At 67.3% G+C, this 14473-nt stretch carries 12 protein-coding genes and 2 pseudogenes; 5 read left to right on the top strand and 9 right to left on the bottom strand.

Translation table 11 applies throughout. The features are described from left to right. Both AC1DS3_RS29715 and AC1DS3_RS29720 read left to right on the top strand, forming a co-directional pair. Positions 1–578: pseudogene (locus tag AC1DS3_RS29715) on the top strand (cytochrome C); the annotation flags it as partial. A 312-nt stretch (positions 579–890) separates the two neighbouring features. Next, a complete protein-coding gene (locus tag AC1DS3_RS29720; RefSeq protein WP_477128522.1) occupies positions 891–1460 on the top strand; it encodes an SCO family protein in 570 nt (189 codons plus the stop codon). 127 nt (positions 1461–1587) lie between these two features. On the opposite strand, the gene AC1DS3_RS29725 is transcribed toward AC1DS3_RS29720, so the two are convergent. The 4 genes from AC1DS3_RS29725 to AC1DS3_RS29740 all read right to left on the bottom strand — a co-directional run bounded on the left by AC1DS3_RS29725 (position 1588) and on the right by AC1DS3_RS29740 (position 5704). Then, complete coding sequence (locus AC1DS3_RS29725; RefSeq protein ID WP_441640728.1) at positions 1588–2106, bottom strand: GAF domain-containing protein; 519 nt, start codon at positions 2104–2106, stop codon at positions 1588–1590. 4 nt (positions 2107–2110) lie between these two features. Continuing rightward, the gene (locus AC1DS3_RS29730; RefSeq protein ID WP_477128517.1) at positions 2111–3091 is read right to left on the bottom strand and encodes a Bug family tripartite tricarboxylate transporter substrate binding protein; all 981 of its coding nucleotides are present in this window, start codon (positions 3089–3091) and stop codon (positions 2111–2113) included. Between the two features lie 106 nt (positions 3092–3197). After that, the gene (locus AC1DS3_RS29735; protein ID WP_477128523.1) at positions 3198–4937 is read right to left on the bottom strand and encodes a gamma-glutamyltransferase family protein; all 1740 of its coding nucleotides are present in this window, start codon (positions 4935–4937) and stop codon (positions 3198–3200) included. Further along, complete coding sequence (locus tag AC1DS3_RS29740) at positions 4886–5704, bottom strand: hypothetical protein (protein ID WP_441640731.1); 819 nt, start codon at positions 5702–5704, stop codon at positions 4886–4888. Before AC1DS3_RS29740 ends, AC1DS3_RS29735 begins: the two co-directional genes overlap by 52 nt. A gap of 181 nt (positions 5705–5885) precedes the next feature. Here AC1DS3_RS29740 and AC1DS3_RS29745 point away from each other — a divergent pair, with 181 nt between their 5' ends. Then, positions 5886–6836: a LysR family transcriptional regulator gene (locus AC1DS3_RS29745; RefSeq protein ID WP_477128518.1), complete on the top strand. Its 951-nt coding sequence runs from the start codon at positions 5886–5888 to the stop codon at positions 6834–6836. 104 nt (positions 6837–6940) lie between these two features. Here AC1DS3_RS29745 and AC1DS3_RS29750 read toward each other — a convergent pair whose 3' ends face one another. The 4 genes from AC1DS3_RS29750 to AC1DS3_RS29765 form a co-directional block, all read right to left on the bottom strand. Continuing rightward, positions 6941–8116, bottom strand: a complete 1176-nt coding sequence (locus AC1DS3_RS29750; protein WP_477128519.1) for an L-rhamnonate dehydratase — start codon at positions 8114–8116, stop codon at positions 6941–6943. A gap of 63 nt (positions 8117–8179) precedes the next feature. Further along, positions 8180–9211 carry a 4-hydroxythreonine-4-phosphate dehydrogenase PdxA gene (locus AC1DS3_RS29755; RefSeq protein WP_477128520.1) on the bottom strand — a complete coding sequence of 344 codons (1032 nt, stop codon included), beginning with the start codon at positions 9209–9211 and terminating at the stop codon, positions 8180–8182. Between the two features lie 31 nt (positions 9212–9242). Beyond that, a complete protein-coding gene (locus AC1DS3_RS29760) occupies positions 9243–10214 on the bottom strand; it encodes a Bug family tripartite tricarboxylate transporter substrate binding protein (protein ID WP_441640735.1) in 972 nt (323 codons plus the stop codon). Between the two features lie 180 nt (positions 10215–10394). After that, positions 10395–11330, bottom strand: a complete 936-nt coding sequence (locus AC1DS3_RS29765; RefSeq protein ID WP_441640736.1) for a LysR family transcriptional regulator — start codon at positions 11328–11330, stop codon at positions 10395–10397. Between the two features lie 173 nt (positions 11331–11503). On the opposite strand from AC1DS3_RS29765, the gene AC1DS3_RS29770 reads away from it, so the two are divergent. Beyond that, a complete protein-coding gene (locus AC1DS3_RS29770) occupies positions 11504–12430 on the top strand; it encodes a dihydrodipicolinate synthase family protein (RefSeq protein ID WP_477128521.1) in 927 nt (308 codons plus the stop codon). A gap of 103 nt (positions 12431–12533) precedes the next feature. Further along, complete coding sequence (locus AC1DS3_RS29775; protein WP_441640738.1) at positions 12534–14114, top strand: aldehyde dehydrogenase (NADP(+)); 1581 nt, start codon at positions 12534–12536, stop codon at positions 14112–14114. Between the two features lie 111 nt (positions 14115–14225). Here the strand turns inward: AC1DS3_RS29775 and AC1DS3_RS29780 are convergent. Beyond that, positions 14226–14473: pseudogene (locus AC1DS3_RS29780) on the bottom strand (copper resistance protein CopQ); the annotation flags it as partial.

A 14473-nucleotide genomic window follows, 5' to 3' on the forward strand; every position in this document is an offset into this window, starting at 1 on the left:
GGCGGCMCGGCGTCCCCGTGTCAAGCCACGCTCTCGCCAGTAGCGAGAGCGTGGCCGCAGCGCTGCGCGGTGCAGCGGGCGCGGACGCGCTGATGCTGTGGCTGCGCCCGGACGATGTCGCCGCGCTCGGGAGCGTACCGCCGCCGCATGCCGATGTGTTCATGTCGGGCCTGATGGGCGGGCTCGATCGCACGCCCTTGCCCGCGGGCTGGCGCGGCGTTACGCGCCTTGCCTATCCCGTCGATCTGCCGGAGCGGCGGCGCGTGAGGGTCGACTACGCGCTCGGCTGGTTCGCGATCCGGCGTATCCCGGTCGTTGCCGAGCAGACGCAGGCGGACACCTTTCTTGCCTGTGGCTTGTTGGCGGAGACGCTGAGCCACATGGCCGATACCTTCACACCCGACTACCTGGTGGAGCGCCTCGACGACATGATCGAGCGCCGGATCATCACCGGCTACTACCCACGCCTGACCCTCGGGCCTGGTCAGCGTTTTGCCTCCAAAGGGGGTTACATCGTCCGGTTTGCGGAGCCCGAGCGCATGCGGCTGGCCGCCGATGGAGAGTGGACCGTGCCGTAGGCGGGCATCCCGCGGCCTTTCATGCGCGCAGAAGGCGGGCGCTGCCAGGTTCGGCTGCGCGCTGTGCCGGGTGGGCCGGATGGATTGCCCTACCGCCGCAGTAGGGGCCCGCCCCATACCGCGCTGCGCGGCCGGTCCCCATAATTCAGGGGCGGGCAGGCGTGTGCCGCCGGAGATAAAGCCGACGCCGGGCGATCCGTTGCCGAGGTGTGCCGATCACTGCTCAAGGAGATTGTCATGAGAGCGAGTAGAAGGAGAACGGTCAAGGCACGATGGGCCAGGGTATTGATGTCGGCGATCGCAGCTGGCGGCATGCTTGCAGCGATGGTGCCTTGCGCCATCGCGCACGAYGACGCCGATCCGCACGCGCATCACCACATGATGCGGGATACGCGCACTTCGACGGTGACCTACGCGCTGCCCTCCGTGAACCTGGTGCGCGACGATGGGCGGACCGTTTCCCTGAAGAGCKAACTGGACGATGGCCGCCCGGTAGTCCTCACGTTCATCTACACCACCTGCACATCCGTCTGCCCGGTGATCAGCCAGACGCTTTCGCAATTGCAGGGCGAGCTTGGCCCGAACAGGGACAAGGTGCRCATGGTGTCGATCTCGATCGACCCGGAGCAGGACACGCCGTCGCGCCTGCGTGAATATGCGACGAAGTTCGGCGCGGGTCCCGAATGGCAGCACTACACCGGCGCTGTTGCCGCGAGCGTTGCCACGCAGCGCGCGTTCAACGTCTATCACGAGGACAAGATGAACCACAGTCCCGTGGTATTCCTGCGTGCGGCGCCGGGCAACCCATGGCTGCGGATCGATGGCTTTGCTACCGCGGACGAGTTGTTCCTTGCCTATCAGAAGCTGGTCGCAGCTAACTGAATGGAGCATGATCCGGCTTCTGGGGCTCTGCAGGGATCTCCGCCAGGTCCTTGCAAAGTGCAAAGCATCCGCAATGCCGACAGTAGACGCTTCGCCGGCCGGCACGGCGGATGCCGGGCGTCCCGTCTCAGCGCTCTGCTTCCCCCGCAGCGCTAGCCGCCATCACCGCCGGCGCCACCATCTGCGCGAGCAAGCGCAACACGGCCACCTCGCTCTGCGTCCACGCGCTGCGCGCCGCAAGAAAGTTGAACGTCCCCACGCAGAGTCCGCGCTCGCACACCGGTACATTGACCACTGCCGAAAGCGCAAGCTCGCGAATCGTCGAAATATCGTCGAACACGGCCTCAAGGGCCGCGTCCCCCTCGCCCACGAAGACCTCGCCCTGGTGCAGCACCCAGCGTGTCCACGCCGTATCAGCCTTGTACTTGCGGCCGCCCACGGGGTAAGCGGTGGTGTCGGAGGACCATAGCCGCACCACTTCGGAGCTGGCACGCCGGTAGGCGTTGATGGTGAGCAGCCCCGGGCCCAGCAGCGCGGCGGTGGTGCTGCCGATCGCATCGAAGGCGGTGGCGGGCTCGGCTGCGCGCGCCAGGGTGTCGCATAGCGAGGCTAGCAACGCCACAGGCAAGGTCACGATATCGGTCACGGCTTCACTCCCCCTTGATGCCCAGGTCCCGAATCAACTTGCCATAGCGGTCCGCGTCGCGGCGCAGGATGGTGCCGAATTGCTGGGGCGTGGAGGTGGCGGTTTCCACGCCGATGGCGTTCATCTTTTCTTTCACGTCCGGCAGCGACATGATGCGATTGATCTCCTGGTTCAGGCGTGCCACCAGCGCCGGCGGCATGCCGGCCGGGCCGAAGGCGCCGTACCACACGGACAGCTCATAGCCGGGCACGGTCTCGGCCACGGTGGGCACGTTGGGCAGCAGCGGCGAGCGCTTGGCTTCGGTCACGGCGAGCAGGCGCAGCTTGTTGGCCTTGACGTGAGGCAGGGTTTGCGTGCCGGCGGAGAACAGCAATTGCGTTTGTCCGGCCACGGTGTCGACCACGGMGGGCGCCCCCCCCTTGTAGGGCACATGCAGCATCTGCACGCCGGCCATCTTTTCGAACAGCACCGCACTCAGGTGGTTGGTGGACCCAGGGCCGGCGCTGGCATAGGCCAGCTTGCCGGGGTTGGCGCGCGCGTAGGCGATCAGCTCCTTGACGTTGTGCGCGGGCACCGACGGGTTGACCACCATGGTGTTGGTCACGTAGGCCAGCAGGCCCAGCGGGGTGAAGTCTTCCACGCCGCGAAAGGGCATGTTGGGCATCAGCGCAGGGTTCATCGCGTGCGTGCTCATGGAGCCGACCAGCAGCGTGTAGCCGTCGGGCTTGGCGCGCGCCACCATGGCAGAGCCGATATTGCCGGATGCGCCGGGCTTGTTGTCGACGATCACCGGCTGGCCAAGAGAGCGGGTCAGGTGCTCGGACAGCACGCGGGCAAGGATGTCGGTGGAGCCGCCGGCGGCCCACGGCACGATCAGCGTGATCGGTTTTTGCGGGAAGGGATCGGCGGCGCCGGCGCCCGAGGCGGCGGCAAACAGCGAGAACGTGGCAAGGCCCAGCAAGCAGCGCTTCAAAACGGCTTTCATCTCTTTCCTTCTCCGATGGCTATGCGAACCGCACGGTGCGATCCGGTTTGATTCGATCCTGCGAGTCGGGACCAGTGAGCCTGTGGACCCGTGAGCCAATGCTCCGTCAGCGGCCCACCGCATATCCCTGCATGCCACGCGCATTGGCGCCGGCGCGCAGCACCAGCCGCCCCTGCGCATCGCGCTCCCGCGTGCAGGCGGACATCCGCCCCTCCGACCACGGCTCGCCCACCTTGACCTCATGGCCGCGCGCGCGCAGCGCCGCGATGGTGTCCTCGGGCAGCCGGGACTCCACGCTGAGCCGGTTGAGCACCACCTTGCGCGGCCAGAACGAGCCGGGGAAATGATCGACATGCCAGGCAGGCGCATCGATGGCTTCCTGCAGGTTCATGCCGTGCACGGCGTGGCGCAGGAAGAAGGCGACGGACCATTGGTCCTGCTGGTCGCCGCCGGGGGTGCCGAAGACCATATAGGGCTCGCCGTCGCGCAGCGCGAGCGAGGGCGACAGCGTGGTGCACGGGCGCTTGCCCGGCGCTAGCGTGTTGGGCAGGCCCGGCTCCAGCCAGGTCATTTGCAGGCGGGTATTGAGCGCGAAGCCCAGCGCGGGAATCACCGGGCTGGACGACAGCCAGCCGCCCGATGGCRTGGCCGCGACCATGTTGCCGTCGCGGTCGATCACGTCGATGTGGCAGGTGTCGCCGACGAAGATCTCGCGCTCGGCCCATTCCGCTACCGGCGGCATGGCCGCAAAGGTGGGCTCGCCCACGCCGAAGCGCACGTCGGCGTGGCGCAGCGTGCGCTCCGCCGCGCCGAGGTCGGGCAGGCGGGGCGCGCGGCCACCGACCGTGCCCGGCAGGATGTCGAGCGAGGCGCGTTCGCCGATCTGGCGAGCGCGTGCGGCGAGGTAGCCGGGATCGAGCAGGCCAGCCAGCGGCGTATCGCCAAAGCCGGGGTCGCCGTACCATGCCAGGCGGTCGGCCATGGCCAGCTTGGCCGCCTCGRCAATGCGGTGCACGAACTCGGGCGAGGTCGGCGCGTGGGCCGCGAGATCAGCGTGGCGCAGCATGCCGAGCTGCTGCAGGAATGCCGGGCCCTGGCTCCAGATGCCGCACTTGGCCACCGTATAGCGGCCAAATTCCAGCGTGGCGGGCGCTTCCACGGTGGGCGCCCAGTGCGCCATGTCTTCATGGCGCAGCAGTCCTTTGTGCCGCTCGCCGGTGGTGTCGCGCACCGCCTGGGTACGGCAGAAGCTGTCGATTTCCCTGGCGACGAAGCCTCGGTACCAGCAATCCAGCGCGGCGTCGATCTGCTGCTCGCGCGTGCCGCCGGCGGCTTCGGCCATCTCGACGATGCGCGTATAGGTGCGTGCCACGCCAGGCACCGTATGCAGGCTGCCCGGGCGGGGCACGCGGCCATCAGGCAGCCAGACGGCCGCCGAACTGTGCCATTCGTTCTGGAACAGTTCGCGCACCGCCAGGATGGCTTGCGAGATGCGCGGCACCAGCGGGAAGCCGTCGCGCGCATAGCCAATGGCGGGGGCCAGCACATCGGCCAGCATCCAGGTGCCGTAGTCGCGCAGCATGGTCAGCCACGCGCCGAAGGCGCCGGGCACCGTGGCGGGCAGCAGGCCGATGCCGGGCACCAGGTCCAGTCCCATGGCGCGCATCGCGGCAGGGTCAGCCAGCGCGGGCGCGGGGCCTTGCCCGCAGATGGAGCGCACCCCGCGTTCGCGCTCGCTCCACAGCAGGATGGGCACCTCCCCGCCCGGTCCGTTCAGGTGTGGCCACACTTGGACTAGCCCTTCGCCAACGCGAAGAACAGAAGCAGGACATTCACGACGATTAATGCGTACAACACCAGCATGGGTGCCGGCGTGCGCCGGCACTGCGCAACCACTTTGCGCAAGCGCCCGTCCTGTCCACGCTTGAGCAGGTAGGCCAGGCTCATGCCGAACGCGCCAAACCAGGCCAGGTTGCCAAGAGTGCCCTTGGGGCCGGAAACCGCCTTGTTAGCGAGAGGGGGCGCAGCGGCGACCGTCGGCGAAGCGCGGAACGATGTGTCCGTGGTGGTAGCGATCGTGGCCGGCGGCGCGTTGTGCGGCGTGGCCACCGGCTGCGCTGGTGCCTGCGGATTCTGTCTGAGCGGCATTGGCCTTGCCGCTCCGCCGCGTCGTGGACTGTGATGCGCTTCCAGCTTCTCGTGCTGCTTGCTGGCGCGATTGGCGTCCCGGGCCGGCTTCGGCCTGGCATCGTGCTGCGGCCATTGCGCGAAGACACCGTCAAGACAGCGCACGGAGTCGCAAGCGTCCCGCTTCTTGCGCCAGGCTACGATATCCGCTTTGCGAATTGCGCCTGTGTGGAGCAGCCGCTGCTGTTCGGCATAGATGCGCTCATAGCCAATCGACAGAAGGGCGTAATCGCAGATGAGCCGCGCCGCGCGCGGGCGATTGTCTGTTTGCCGCGCACACGCCTGGCGGCTTGCGGCCGGGCCTTGGCAGCCGGCAGGGGCCGCACGGGGCGCTGTTTTACAGACGATGTCGGACGCCTGCGCACCAGGAATGACAAACAGGCTCAATGCGAAGAGGACGGCCAGGTGGCCTGTGACCCTGTTCATCGTGTCTTCTCATAGAAGTGACGATTTCGGCGCTGAGATCCAGCCGGGATCCGCCAGGCATTGTGCTACAACGTCACGACCGCGGTCCGCGCGTTACCGCACGTATGCTGCCGGTGCCGGTGGTTCAAACGTGCCCTAGTAAAATCACAGGCTTGCAACGTGCTCAGGCCCAGGACTTTCATTGCCCTCACCAGTCGACAAACTCCAGCACAACCTCGTCTCGCGCCTGCGCCTGAAGCACCTCGCGCTGCTCCTGGCGCTGGACCGCCAGCGCTCGGTCTCGCGCGTGGCGGCCGAGATGGACCTGACCCAGCCCGCCGTGACCAAGGCGCTGCGGGAGATCGAGGAGATCTTCATGGTGCCGCTGTTCGTGCGTTCGCGCCGGGGGCTGGAGCCGACCGGCACCGGCGCGGCGGTATTGGCGCATGCGCGGCTGGCCATGGCGGATACGGAGGCGCTGGGGCGGGAGCTGGCGGTGATCGGCGCCGGACTGCACGGGCGGCTGCGCATCGGCGTGATTCCCTATGTGGCGCCGGTGGTGCTGGACGCGGCCTGCTCGCACGGCCTGCAGCAGCAGCCGCGCGTGGCGGTGCTGGTGCGCGAGGGCACCACGGATGAACTGGTGGCGGCGCTGCGCGCGCACGAGCTCGATTGCGTGATTGCCCGGTCCTTCTACGCGCCGGGCGACGACATCGCGCAGACGCCGCTCTACCGCGAGGAACCGGCGCTGGTGGTGCCTGTGGACGCCGCTGCGCGGCTCGCGCGCGGCAAGCTGGACTGGCAGCGCCTGGCGGCGCTGGACTGGATCCTGCCGCCCGCGCACACGCCGATCCGGCGCACCATCAACACACTGTTCGCCACCGCCGGCGCGGTGCCGCCCACGCCAATGGTGGAAACCTATTCGATCAAGACCATCGCCACGCTGATGCGCAACCAGCCACGCGCCATCACCATCGTGCCGCGCGCGGTGGCGGCCGAGCTCGCGGCCACCGRCAGCGCGGCTGTGTTGCCGCATACGCTGACGTGGGACCTGCCTGCGGTGGGCGCGATGTGGTTGCGGCGCACGGAGCATAGCGAGCCGCTGCAGGCGCTGGTGCGGGCGTTGCTGGGGGCGGTGGCGGTGAAGGGGTGAGGGGGGAAGGACCGAGGCCGGACCTGAAACGCAAGTGGCCGGCTGCGCCCTTCAGAGAGCGCAGCCGGCACAGCCAGGAGGATTGCAGGCTGTTGCGGCCCCTTTTATCCGATGATCTCGAACTCCCCGAAATACTCCTCGTTGATCGTCAGCCCCAGCCCTGGCAAGTTGTCGTCGAGCTGCAGGTAGCCCCTGTCCGGCGTCGGCTCTCCCTTGAAGATGTAGTAGAACAGCTCATTGCCCACTTCCACGTCGTGCACCGGGAAGAACTCGGACATCGGCGATGCGGTCGAGGCCATGGTGAGGTGGTAGTTGTGCATCTGGCCCGCGTGCGGGATGACCGGCACGGACCAGGCCTCGGCCATGGCGTTGATCTTCTGCGCGGCGGTGATGCCGCCAACCCGGTTGGTGTCGTACTGGATCACGTCCACCGCGCGGCGCTCCAACAGGTCCTTGAAGCCGTAGGAGGTGAACTCGTGCTCGCCGCCGGAGATGGGGAAGGGGCTCATCTTCTTGAGTTCGGCGTAGCCTTCGATGTCGTCGGCAATCACCGGTTCTTCCAGCCAGCGCGGGTTGAATTCGGCCAGGCGCGGAATCATGCGGCGGGCGTACTCCAGCGTCCAGCCCATATAGCACTCCAGCATGATGTCGACGCTGTCGCCCACCAGCTCGCGCAACAGTCGCACTTGCTCGATGTTCTTCTGCATGCCGGCGGKGCCATCCTTCGGGCCATAGCCAAAGCGCATCTTCATGGCGGTGAAGCCTTGGTCGAGATAGCTCCGGGCTTCGGCCAGGAAGGCGTCGCGGTCATCGTTGTTGTAGAGCTTGGAAGCGTAGCACCAGATCTTTTCCTTGGTGCGCCCGCCCAGCAGCTTGAACACCGGCTTGCCCACGGCCTTGCCCATCAGGTCCCACAGCGCGATGTCCACCGCCGAGATCGCGGCCATGCCGATACCCTTGCGGCCCCAGGCGTGGGTGCGGCGATACATCTTCTGCCACAGGTATTCATTGTCGAAGGGGTCCTGGCCGATCACGATCGGGGCCAGGTACTGGTCGATGATTTCCTTGGCCACGCGCGGCGCCAGCGCGCAGTTGCCGATGCCGACGAGGCCCGTGTCGGTCTCGACTTCCACCACCAGCCAGCCGTGGAAGCGGAAGGAGCCCATGGCGTCGCCGCGCTCGAACAGGATGTCGGTGGCGTTGGTGCAGAAGTGGGCCTGCGGGGGCACGGTCTTGCCCTTCCATTCAAAGACGCGGGTGCGGATGTTGGTGATTTTCAAGAGAGTCTCCGTGGGTTTGGGTGCCAGTGGCGAATGGTGGCGGGCTTATTGGGCTTACTGGGCTTAGCGGGCTTTGTGGGCTGCGCGGCTGCTGCCCATCTGGCAGGCAATGCGGAAAGCCTGCAGCGTGGCGCCGAGGTCGGCGCGGCCTTGCTGCGTGATATCGAAGGCGGTGCCGTGGGCCGGCGTGGTGATCGGCACGGGCAGGCCGCCCTGCACGGTGACCCCGCGCGAGAAGCCCATCAGCTTGATGCCGATCTGGCCCTGGTCGTGATACATCGTGACGATGGCGTCGAACTGCCGCTCGTCCGGGCCGCCCTGCACCTTGAGGAAGATGGTGTCGGCGGGGAAGGGGCCATCGGCCGCCACGCCGCGCGCCTGTGCGTCGGCCACGGCCGGCGCGATGATGTCGATCTCCTCGCATCCGAAGGCGCCGTTGTCGCCGTTGTGCGGGTTCAGGMCACACACGGCAATGCGCGGGCGGGCCATGCCGGCGCCGCGCAGGGCCTGGTCGATCAGGTCGATGGCGTCGCCCACGCTGGCGCGGTTGATCATGGCGGGCACGTCCTTGAGCGCCACGTGCGATGTCACGCGGGAGGTCCACAGGCCATCGAGCACATTGAACTCGCAGAAGGCGCCGTGGTAGCCGAGCTTCTCGGCGAACCAGTGCAGCTCGTCGTTATGCCCCATGCCCGCGGCATGCAGCGAACTCTTGTTGAGCGGGCCGAACAGGATGGCATCGGCCTTGCCGGCGTCGGCCAGTTCCAGCGCCAGTGCCAGCGTGCCGAGGCTGTAGCGGCCGCCTTCGGCGCTGGCCACGCCGCGCTGGTAGGCGGGCTTGCCGTCGAGCTGCCAGTGGAACAGGCGCGCCGCGTTGTTGCTGTCATTGCCGGCGAACACCAGCGAGTCGGTTTCGCGCAGTGCGATGTCAACACCGGCCACCTGCATGCCGTGACGCCATTCGTCGCGGTCGGCAATCAGCAGGATATCGGCGCGCGCCGCGGTATCGGGGTCCGCGAGCAGCTTGRCGATCAGTTCGGGGCCGATGCCGGCGGGGTCGCCGAGCACCATGGCGATTCTGGGTCGTTGGGTCATGGGGGTCTCAGAATGATCGGGGGATGTTGGTTCAGTCCAGCTTGACGCCGAGCTCGGCGATCATCTTGCCGTAGCGCGCATATTCGGCGCGCGAGAAGGCATCGAACTGGGCGGCATTGAGCGTGCCTGGCAGTGCGCCCACGTCGTTCAGGCGGCGCACGGTGTCGGGATCCTTGAGCAGGGTGGCCAGCGCGGCGCCCAGCTTTTGCAGCGTGGCGGGCGGCGTGCCGGCAGGGGCGTAGACGCCGTACCAGGCATTGGTCTGGATGCCCGGCACGCCGGCTTCGGCCAGCGTGGGCACGTTGGGCAACAGCGCCGAGCGCTGATCGGCGGTGACCGCCAGCGCGCGCAGCTTGCCGGCCTTGATATGGTTGATGACGGACGGCATGGTCTCGAAGCTCATGTCGACCTGCCCGCCCATCAGGTCCACCAGCGCGCTGCTGCTGCTCTTGTAGGGCACGTGCAGCAACTTGCCATGGATCTGGTGCGCAAACGCCGCGCCGGCCAGGTGCTGGGTGCTACCGACGCCGGAGGAGCTATAGCGGAACTTGTCGGGATTGGCCTGGATCTGCGCCACCAGCGACTTGACGTCGCGCGCCGTCACCTGGTTGTTGACCACCAGCACATTGGGCACCGACGACACCAGCGCCACCGGCACCAGGTCCTTGAGCGGATTGAATTGCAGCTTGAGCAGGTGCGGCGCGATGGCTTGCGAGGTGACCACACCCATCAACAGCGTGTTGCCATCGGGCGCGGACTTGGCGGTAATGTCGGCGGCGATGGTGTTGGACGCGCCGGGCCGGTTGTCCACCACCACGGGTTGCTTGAGGATGGCGGCGAGCTTGTCGGAGACGATGCGGGCCATGACGTCGGTGCCGCCGCCGGGCGCGGCACCCACCATCAACCGTACCGGGCGGGTGTCTTGCGCGCAGGCGCCGGTCATGGCGGCGGCAATTCCAATTCCCAGCAAGCCGGCGAGGGCGCCGGACATCCATCGTTTCATCATTGTCTCCATCATTGTTATGGGCCTGCGCTGATGTGCTGATGCGCGGATAGCCAGACTATAAGGATGGGAGTGATATCTGACTAATGATGTTTATTGAATGGGTGATTACCTGTGGGAATACGTGGAGGAACCCCCTGGGGCGTCTTGCATGGCCAGCGGCCAGCCTGAAACGCGCTTTCAGGCTGGCGAGCACCCGGCACGCAGCAGCTTGATCAGTTGTCCGGCCGCGGCGGACAGCGTGCCCCCGCGCCGGGTCACGATGCCGAAGGTCTGTTGGCGGGATTGCATCCGCACCGGCAGGATCCGCAGCAGCTTTTGCCGGGCAAACAGCTCCGCCACGCTGGTCGGCAACAGCGATACCAGCCTGGCACTGCGCTGCAGCATGGTMACCGTGACAAAGGTGGACGAGGTGGAAATCGCATTGGGCGGCATGCCCAGTCCCGCCATGTCCAGCTCCCGCTGCAGCAGAGCATGCATGGGCATCTGGCCGGGATAAACGATCCAGCGGTAGCCGGCAAGGTCGGCAAAGCCCAGCTCCCGGCCGCGCGGCGCCGCGTGGGCATAGCCAACCACCACGGAGATCGGCTCGTCGCCCAGCGGCTCGTAGTGATAGCTGGCGGGCTGCTCGCTCACCAGCGCACGACCGATGACAAGGTCCAGCCGGCCATCGTCGAGCAGCGTCAGCATGCGCAGGCTGGTGTCCTCGACGATCTCGATGGACAGGTTCGGCTGGTCGGCCTGCATGGCATCGAGCGCCGGCACCAGCACCTGCGGCACCGCGCCCATGATGGTGCCCACGGCCAGGTGCCCGCCACGGCCCGAGCGGATCTCGGCCATGTCCTGGCACAGCGACGTCAGGTCCGTTGCCAGCAGGCGGGCATAGCGGATCACGCAGTGGCCGAACTGGTTCGGCCGCATRCCGGTCTTGGAGCGCTCGAACAGCGGCGCATCGAGCATGCCTTCCAGTTCCTGCAAGGCCTTGCTGGCCGCGGACTGCGTCATGGCCATGGCCGACGCGGCCTGGTGCAGCGATTTGTGGTCGTCCAGCGCGATCAGCAATTGCAGCTGCTTCATGCGCAGGCGGGACATCAGCACGTCCAGCGTGGCTTTCATGTGCGTTCGGGTTCCGGAAGGATGACGGCCATGTGAGCGGCCATGTGTGTCGTGAGTCGTGAGTCGTAAAAGCGATCACGAGATGGAAAGGATTCAATATACAGCGTGGCATGGCGCGCCGTATATTCATTCCCTGCCGCAAGTCGCCGAGCCATAACAAGGAGAGAGACACCATGCCAGATACCCATCCCGCCTACCGTGGCGTATTCCCGGTGGCGCCCACCATCTTTGACGAGCAGGGTGGCCTCGACCTCGACGGCCAGCGCCGCTGCATCGATTTCATGATCGACGCCGGCTCCAACGGCATCTGCATCCTGGCGAACTTCTCCGAGCAGTTCGTCCTCACCGACGATGAGCGCAACCTGCTGATGACCACGGTGCTAGAGCACGTGGCCGGCCGCGTTCCGGTGATCGTCACCACCACGCATTTCAGCTCGCGCATCTGCGCCGAGCGCAGCCGTRCCGCGCAGGATGCCGGCGCCGCCATGGTGATGGTGATGCCGCCGTACCACGGCGCCACCATCCGCGTGCCCGAGCGCGCCATCTACGACTTCTTCGCGACCATCTCAGCGGCGATCGATATCCCCATCATGATCCAGGACGCGCCTGTCAGCGGCACCACGCTGCCGGCGCCGTTCCTGGCGCGCTTGGCCAAGGAGATTGCCAACGTCTCGTACTTCAAGATCGAGGTGCCGCAAGCCGCGGTAAAGCTGCGCGAGCTGATCGCGCTTGGCGGCGACGCCATCGTCGGCCCGTGGGATGGCGAGGAAGCCATCACGCTGATGGCCGACCTCGATGCCGGCGCCACCGGCGCGATGACCGGCGCGGGCTTCCCCGATGGCATCCGCAAGATCGTCGATGCCTACCAGGCCGGCGACACGGAGCTGGCCGCGCAGCATTACCAGCAATGGCTGCCGCTGATCAACTATGAGAACCGGCAAGGCTGGCTGGCAACCGCCAAGGCGCTGATGAAGGAGGGCGGCGTGATTGCCTGCGACGCGCTGCGCCATCCCTTGCAGCCCATGCACCCGGCCACGCGTGCCGGCTTGCTGCAGATCGCGCGCCGGCTGGATCCGATGGTGCTGCGCTGGGGCAAGTGAGGCGCGCCACGGCTGACGCGAGCCGCTAACCCCTAACCCCTAACCCATATCGAACGACTGGCGGCGCCGCTGACGCGCCGCCTTTTCATTTCAAGGACCCAAGATGAACCTCACAGGCGAACTGCTCATTGGCCGCCAGTCCGTGCGCGGCACCCATGGCGAGCTCCGGGCCGTCGATCCCGCATCCGGCGAAACCCTGGCGCCGGCTTTTGGCGGCGCCACGCGGGCGCAACTGGACCAGGCTTGCGCGCTGGCTGCGCGGGCGTTCGATGTGTATCGCGAAACGCCGCTCGAGCAACGCGCCGCGTTCCTCGAGAAGATCGCCGCCAATCTCCTGGAGATCGGCGACGCGCTGATCGCGCGCTGCGTCAGCGAGAGCGGCCTGCCGCGCGCCCGCATCGAAGGCGAACTGGGGCGCACCGTGGGCCAGTTGCGGCTGTTTGCCGGCGTGGTGCGGCGGGGCGACTTCCTCGGCCTGCGCATCGATCCCGCGCAGCCGGAACGCAGGCCGCTGCCGCGCGTGGACCTGCGCCTGCGCCACATCGCGCTGGGCCCGGTGGCCGTGTTCGGCGCCAGCAATTTCCCGCTGGCGTTCTCGGTGGCGGGTGGCGACACGGCGTCGGCGCTCGCCGCCGGCTGCCCGGTCATCGTCAAGGCGCATCCGGCGCATCCTGGCACCTCGGAGCTGGTCGGCCGTGCGATCCAGAAGGCGGTGGAGGCGCTGGGCTTGCCCGAGGGCACGTTCTCGCTGTTGTTCGATGCCGGCCTGGAGATCGCGCAGGGGCTGGTCAGCGATCACCGCATCAAGGCGGTCGGCTTCACCGGCTCGCGCGCCGGCGGCACCGCGCTGATGCAGATCGCCGCGGCCCGCAGCGAGCCGATTCCCGTCTACGCGGAAATGAGCAGCATCAACCCGGTCCTGCTGTTCCCGCACGCGCTGGGCAACCGCGCCGATGCCATCGGCAAGGCATTCGCAGCCTCGCTGACGCTCGGCGCGGGCCAGTTCTGCACCAATCCCGGCTTGATCCTTGCCGTGGACGGCCCGGATCTGGAGCGCTTCCTGGCAGCGGCCGAAGCGGCGATCGCGCAGATCCCGGCTGCAACCATGCTCACGCCCGGCATTCACCGCGCTTACGGCGCGGGGGTGGATGCCATCGGCTGCCATCCGCAGGTGAGCACCGTGGCGCGTGGGCAGGCGGGCGCKCAATACCAGGGGCAGGCMGCATTGTTTTCCACTACCGCGCAAGCGTTCCTTGAGCACGAGGCCCTGCGCGCGGAGATCTTCGGCGCGGCGTCGCTGGTGGTGCGTTGCCCGGACCTGGCCAGCATGCAGCGCGTGGTGGAATCCCTCGAAGGGCAATTGACCGCCGCCATCCACATCGATGAAGCCGATCACGACGCTGCACGCGGCCTCCTGCCTGCCTTGGAGCGGCGCGTGGGCCGGATCTTGGTGAACGGTTTCGGTACGGGCGTGGAAGTCAGCCACGCGATGGTGCACGGTGGCCCATATCCGTCCACGTCGGACGGGCGCTCGACTTCCGTTGGCTCGCTGGCAATCGCGCGCTTCCTGCGTCCGGTCTGCTACCAGGACATGCCTGCGGCTTTGCTGCCACAAGCGCTGCGGGCCGGCAATCCGCTGGGCCTCGCGGTGCGGGTGGACGGCGAAATGCAATCTAGCTGTTAGCGATTAGCGGTTAGCGGTTAGCTCACTTGTTCCCTCTCGCTTCAAGGCAAAGCGCGCGGCGCGGCTGTCAGCCGGCACCGCGCGCGGTAACGTTTCTTACTGTCGGATGCATCAGGCGTTGGCACCTTCGGTGAAGACGTCGACCTTGCCGCTGCGAGCGCCGTCGGTGTAGGCATCGAAGCTGCGGGCCGGCGTAGCCGATACGCCGGTGCTATCCAGGCCGGCAACCAGCGCGCCATCCGTGTACGGGTCAAACTTGCCGGCACGTGCGCCATCGGAGTAGGCATCGAATCCGCGAGCCGGCGTAGCCGAGACACCCGAGCGGTCGAGGCCGGCGATGCGGGCGCCTTCGGTGAAGG

It is taken from the genome of Cupriavidus sp. 01L46, from assembly GCF_056399905.1.